The following is a 6360-nucleotide window of genomic DNA, read 5'->3' on the forward strand; positions in this document are numbered from 1 at the left end:
AAATTATTTGTGGTTTGCAGCGAAGCTCTGAGTTAAAGTAAAACCAGACTCGTCGATTGCATAAGTGATGCTATCGATATTGGTAGTAAAGTAGTTATACATGATGATCGCGATAGCGGAAGTACCGATACCCAGAGCGGTGTTGATCAACGCCTCAGAGATACCTAACGCCAGTTTAGATGAATCCGGAGCACCAGATGCTGACATCGCAGAGAAGGATTTGATCATACCCAATACTGTACCGAACAGACCTAACAGGGTTGCTACTGAAGCGATAGTGGACAGGAACACCAGGTTCTTTTCCATCATTGGCAGTTCCAGTGCAGTTGTTTCTTCGATCTCGTTTTTGATGGTCAGGATCTTCTGCTCAGTGTCAAGCTCAGTGTTGCCGATCATTTCTTTGTACTTCTTCAGACCAGCTTTCATTACATTACCTACAGAACCTTTCTGTTTGTCGCACTCAGCCAGAGCTGCGTCTACGTTTTTGTTAGCCAGGTGGAACTGAACTCTTCTTACCAGGTCAGCACCGCTAAACTTACCTTTAGCTTTGTTGATATAAAGGAAACGCTCAATTACGAAAGTGATACAGATCAATAATACAGAAATAAGAATTGGTACAATAGCACCACCCTGATATACTGTTGCGAACCATTTTCCGATACCTTCTTCAACTGGATGCGCGCCTTCTCCTTTGATGCCACCCTGGAAGTTATCTGGACTACCAAGTACGAACAGGTAAAAGAGAACGCCTATAACTATACAGATAGGTACAGCCAGCATTGCGAATACATTGGATGACTTTTTTACTTGATGAGAAGTTGCTTTGGCAGAACCTGCAGTCACAGTTGTTTTAGTCTCAGCCATGTTGATTGAATTTTAGTGTTAAAGATTAAACTATTGTTTTTTGTTATTTCTGCAATATAAATACGTGATTCGCAAAGTTATACGGTTGACCCAAAAAAACAAGTGCAGCTCTCAAAATCTCACAAAATTTAACGCTACCACTGAAAGCCGCCAGCAGACGGCCTTACAATCTCCTGTTTTATTGAGCATACACTTTAATTGTTAAATGCAACCTATATCAAAGAATGGGTTACGCCCCTTATGATTACTATCCTTGGAACCTGAAATTTATTGAATTTTTTCAAAGTTGGACGCACAATTTAAGAAATTTTTTAAATGTTCCAACAGAAATTTTCTGCTATCTTTTTTTCTTCTATCCCGCTACCATCCACACTTTGAGTCACTTTCACCTTCACTTACCGTCATTACAGTATCACAGAAATACAGCTTTTTTCATCTCCGTTGCACCCTATCTAACGTGGAACATAAACGTCCTTAATTCGCGAAAAACGTTTGTAATGGCGTTAGTGCAGCATTTTGTTCACCCTGTAATATAAGCATAAAAGATACCATATCAACAAATTTATTCATAGACGGCGGCGTTAATCCTTACCCCTATAGACCGCGGCTTTCCCCTCTGTCCATTCCCATAATATTTTAAGCGCTCATGGAATTCCCCGATAAGTTACTGCTTAATATGTGTATTTTCAACACCTACCTGCCTAAAATCTGGTTAATACAGCAAATGAACAAACACTTTATCCGTACCATGGCCCTCACAAGTGCAGGTACATTATTATTGATGCTGACTATCAATCCACTGTCAATAGCACAAAAAAGAAAGAAAAACGAACAACAACCCATCGCAGCTAAAGATTCTACCGTTCGTCCGCCTATGCCTGCCAAAAGCAGCCCAAAAACCGCTCCCAAGAAATTTGGGGAAGTAATTACCTCAACCGCCATAGCAGATTCCGGTCTGTTTAATATATATAAACAGGAGGACAGGGTGTTCTTTGAAATAGCCGATTCCCTGCTCGGCAGGGATGTTCTCGTCGTGAACCGTATCTCTAAATCCGCCGCCGGCCTGCGTTCTTCAATGATGGGATACAGCGGGGATGAAATAGGGGAAAATGTGATACGTTTTGAAAAAGGCCCTAACAATCGCATCTTCCTTAAAAACATATCCTACACCGAAATCTCGAAAGATTCCAGCCAGCCAATGTTTAACGCTGTAATGAATTCCAATATACAACCCATTGCAGCAGCGTTTGACATCAAAGCTATATCTGATAAAGGGACTAGTACCGTGATCGATCTCACCGATTATATTCAAGGCGATAATGAGATATTCTTCTTCGATTCACGTGTGAAGAACGGCCTCAAACTCGGTGCTGTACAGCAGGATAAATCTTACATCGTAGATGTTAAGTCTTATCCTATCAATACCGAGATCAAGACTGTCAAAACCTATTCAAAATCAGGCGGACAGCCTGGACCAGGCATGTCCGTACCTGGAGGAAATGCTACATTGGAACTTAACTCCTCCATAATCCTGCTTCCCGCAGTTCCTATGAAGTCGCGGTATTTTGACCCCAGAGTGGGTTATTTTACTACATCTGTAACCGACTTTGACCTGGACCCCCAGGGCGTTAAACGCCTCTCCATGATCACCCGCTGGCGCCTTGAGCCTAAACCGGAAGATCTGGAGAGATATAAACGAGGCGAACTGGTGGAGCCCGTTAAACCTATTATCTTTTATATCGATCCGGCAACACCTAAAAAATGGGTGCCTTACCTTATACAAGGAGTGAACGACTGGCAGTCTGCCTTCGAAAAAGCAGGCTTCAAAAATGCTATAGTTGCAAAAGTAGCTCCTACCCGTGAACAGGATTCCACATGGAGCCTCGAAGATGCCCGCTTCTCTGCGATTGTATATAAACCTTCCGATATTCCTAATGCAAGCGGTCCGCACATTCACGATCCTCGTTCCGGAGAGATCATGGAAAGCCATATCAACTGGTATCACAACGTTATGCGTTTGCTACGTAACTGGTATTTTGTACAGTGCTCTCCTACCGATCCCAGGGCCAGAAAAATGCAGTTCGACGATCAGCTGATGGGGGAACTCATCAGGTTTGTGTCTTCTCATGAAGTAGGCCATACACTGGGACTCCGTCACAATTTCGGCTCCAGCTCCGCCTATCCGGTAGAGAAGCTAAGAGATAAAGCCTGGATAAAAGAAAATGGACATGCTGCTTCCATCATGGACTATGCACGCTTCAATTATATTGCACAACCTGAAGATGGTATTACTGGCAGCGATCTCTATCCCCGCATCAATTTCTATGACAAGTGGGCCATTGAATGGGGATATCGTCAGCTTCCCGATACCAAAGGACCTGAAGACGAAAAAGCGATCCTTAATAAATGGACCGTTGAAAAGCTAAAGGACAAAAAGTATTGGTTCGGTACAGAGTCTAACCCGGATGATCCGAGATCACAGAATGAGGACCTTGGTGACAATGCAATGAAAGCCGGCGTTTATGGTATTAAAAACTTACAACGTATTATTCCTAATCTGCTCACATGGACGAAAGAAGATAACGAAGGGTATGCAAATCTCACAGAACTCTACCGGGAAGTAAATACGCAGTTTGGACGATATCTCGGCCATGTTGCTAAAAATATCGGAGGTATTTATGAAACACCTAAAACAGTAGAACAGGAAGGCGGTGTATATGAAGCTGTTCCTAAGATTATTCAATCAGAGACTGTACAATTCCTCAACGAACAAGTATTTACAACACCAAAATGGTTGTTTAATAAAGACATTCTTTCCCGTACCGGAAATAATGCCACCACCATCATCAGTGCGCGCCAAACGCCTGTATTAGACAGGATACTGAGTGCTACTACACTGATCAAGCTTATTAACAATGAGGCTAATGACGGTCCTGAAAGTTACCAGGCAAGCGTCTTTTTGAATGATGTGAAAAAAGGGATTTTCAGCGAAATATATACACGGAAGAACATCGACGTTTTCCGTCGTAACCTGCAGAAATCATACGTTCAGCATATCATACAATTGCTTTCTTCAAATGATTCACAAGGCACTAATCCTATGATGATCATGTTTGGCGTACCTCCTGCAGATCCTTCCAAATCAGACGTCAGCAGTATTGCACGGGCACACCTGGTATCATTACGTACAGATATCCGGGCTGCTGTTGCCTCTATTCAGGATCCGTTAAGCCGTTATCACCTGACAGATCTTGTTGAACGCATCACACAAGCACTTGATCCAAAGTAACAAACTGTTATTATGTTAAAAGGCGGAAGGCCCGGTTATACCGGGCCTTCCGCCTTTTAACATAATAATATTTAACTCGATGAAAATAATGAGGTTGCTTGCTATTAAAGTTGCTCAATATATCGCTATATTTATATACTGAACCTCAAGAATGTGAAAGAACGAAGTACCAAGATCACCATTTACGACATTGCCAGAGTACTCAATTTATCTGCTTCCACGGTATCAAGAGCATTGCAAAACAATAAGCTGATCAACCAGGAAACAAGGGATAAAGTACGGCAAACAGCCACTGAAATGGGCTATGTTCCGAACTGGATCGCTTCCAGTTTACGCAGGAACCGTTCCAATATCATAGGCCTCATAGTACCACGTACATCTATGTATTTTCAGAGTACGGCCATCAGCGGTATCCAGCACGAAGCACACAGATATGGCTTCAGCATTGTGATCGGGCAGTCGGATGATACACTGGAAATGGAAAAGGAATTGGTAAATACCTTCTTTTCCTTACGTGTGGATGGATTACTCGCAGTCTCATCTATGTTCACAACTGACTATGAACACTTCACACCTTTCATAAAGAACAATATCCCGCTTGTCTTTTATGACCGTGTCCCTGCCGACTTTCCCGGGTATACTATTACAGGAGATGACTTCAAAGGAGGCTTTCTCGCTACCGAACATCTTATCAGACAAGGTTGTAAACGGATAGCTCATTTTTCCGGTACACTTACCTGTAATCTTTATCAGCAGCGATTACGAGGCTATAAGGCAGCACTGGCAAAGTATGATATGCCTTTCGATGAAAGCCTTTTATACGTTCATAACCTGACTTCCGAAGCAGCTACTAATGCATCCAAAGAATTGCTTGCAGAGGATAAATGTCCCGATGGACTCTTTGCAGCAAATGATACATCCGCAGTAGCATTCATTCAGGAAGCTAAGCGACAACAAGTTGCGATTCCCCGGGAAATCAAAGTGGTGGGATATTCCAATGACCAGTCCTCGCGGATCATTACACCTGCACTTACCACTATCGAACAATCAGGATATAAGATGGGAGAGAAAGCTGTGGATACCCTTGTTAAACTGATCAACTATGGCGATACAATGAAAATCACTAAACAATTTGTGTTTCCAGTTGAACTGATCGAGCGGGAATCGAGTGAGTAAAATTCGAACTATTTAAACCTTATACGTCATGCGAAACAAATTCAGATTGCCACTACTTACATGTTACGGCCTTGCTATTCTCTCTGCCTGTAATCCGCACATTTACATTCCCAATACCGTTAATGAACCGCTGCTGAAGGAGAAACATGAATTCAAAGGAAGTGTCTCCCCAAGCAATTTCCAGGCAGCTTTTGCTGTTACAGATAACATTGGAATTATGGCCAATGGGCAGTATGTATATAATTTCGATCTTGACACTGATGATAATGATGGCAATGAACTATTCTTCGACGACAATGCCAGAGGAGGTGTAATTGAAGGTGCTGTAGGCTATTTTAAACCGCTGGATCCGAAGAAAAGAATGGTCTTTGATGTGTATGCAGGTTATGGGAATGGGAGCTTTAAAACGCTGTCAAAAGACTATCAAAGCTCAACGACCCCTGTTATAAATGATTATCTCCTGCGGACGCATTTCAATAAGTTCTTTATTCAGCCAGGTATCGGACTTTCACATCCAGTCATAGAAGCTGCATTCACTTCCCGCATCTCCCTTCTGAAGTTCTATAGTCTTTACGCAGGCGCCAAAGCTTTTGAAAACGATCCGGATAGAAGGATCAATTATATGGCCATTGGTAATAAAGTCCTGCCGCTATATGAACCTGCATTTACCTTTCGCGTTGGTTACAAATACGTCAAGTTTCAGATGCAGTTAATGTTTTCCATGTTGCTGAATGACGATACCTATGGAGGCTATGATTTAGATAATTATTTTCAGCCGGTAGCACTGGGTATGGGAGTATCCGTTAATATCGCTCAATGGTATAATACCGTGGGGAAGAAAAGATAACAGAATTCAGTTCTTCAAACCTGTGTTGGTCAACTACTGACACAGGTATAAATAAAAAAAGCTCCGAGACTTTCGTCCGGAGCTTTTTCAATAAATATGGCAGCTACCTACTCTCCCGCATGATAGTGCAGTACCATCGGCCATGAGGGGCTTAACTTCTCTGTTCGGAATGGGAAGAGGTGAA

Annotated in this window: 4 protein-coding genes and 1 rRNA gene; 3 read left to right on the forward strand and 2 right to left on the reverse strand. The window is 42.5% G+C overall.

Annotation, left to right across the window (positions count from 1 at the left end):
* Positions 1-3: 3 nt before the first annotated feature.
* Positions 4-864 carry a MotA/TolQ/ExbB proton channel family protein gene (locus tag C7475_RS32115; protein WP_110057540.1) on the reverse strand — a complete coding sequence of 287 codons (861 nt, stop codon included), beginning with the start codon at positions 862-864 and terminating at the stop codon, positions 4-6.
* Between the two features lie 724 nt (positions 865-1588).
* Between C7475_RS32115 and C7475_RS32120 the strand changes: the two genes are divergently transcribed.
* The 3 genes from C7475_RS32120 (at position 1589) to C7475_RS32130 (ending at position 6176) form a co-directional block, all read left to right on the forward strand.
* Positions 1589-4153, forward strand: coding sequence for a zinc-dependent metalloprotease (locus tag C7475_RS32120; protein WP_110057545.1), 2565 nt, complete (start codon positions 1589-1591; stop codon positions 4151-4153).
* Between the two features lie 153 nt (positions 4154-4306).
* Positions 4307-5329 (forward strand): LacI family DNA-binding transcriptional regulator, encoded by a 1023-nt coding sequence (locus C7475_RS32125; protein ID WP_110057541.1) that lies wholly within the window; start codon positions 4307-4309, stop codon positions 5327-5329.
* A 28-nt stretch (positions 5330-5357) separates the two neighbouring features.
* Complete coding sequence (locus tag C7475_RS32130; RefSeq protein WP_110057542.1) at positions 5358-6176, forward strand: hypothetical protein; 819 nt, start codon at positions 5358-5360, stop codon at positions 6174-6176.
* A gap of 94 nt (positions 6177-6270) precedes the next feature.
* Here C7475_RS32130 and rrf read toward each other — a convergent pair.
* A 5S ribosomal RNA gene (gene rrf / locus C7475_RS32135) occupies positions 6271-6360 on the reverse strand; the annotation flags it as partial.

Source organism: Chitinophaga sp. S165 (assembly GCF_003182155.1).
GTDB lineage: Bacteria > Bacteroidota > Bacteroidia > Chitinophagales > Chitinophagaceae > Chitinophaga.

Excerpts from the sequence above, each read along its gene's own strand:
- C7475_RS32130 (WP_110057542.1), top strand. The coding sequence starts at position 5,358 with ATGCGAAACAAATTCAGATTGCCACTACTTACATGTTACGGCCTTGCT.
- C7475_RS32120 (WP_110057545.1), top strand. The coding sequence starts at position 1,589 with ATGAACAAACACTTTATCCGTACCATGGCCCTCACAAGTGCAGGTACA.
- C7475_RS32115 (WP_110057540.1), bottom strand. The coding sequence starts at position 864 with ATGGCTGAGACTAAAACAACTGTGACTGCAGGTTCTGCCAAAGCAACT.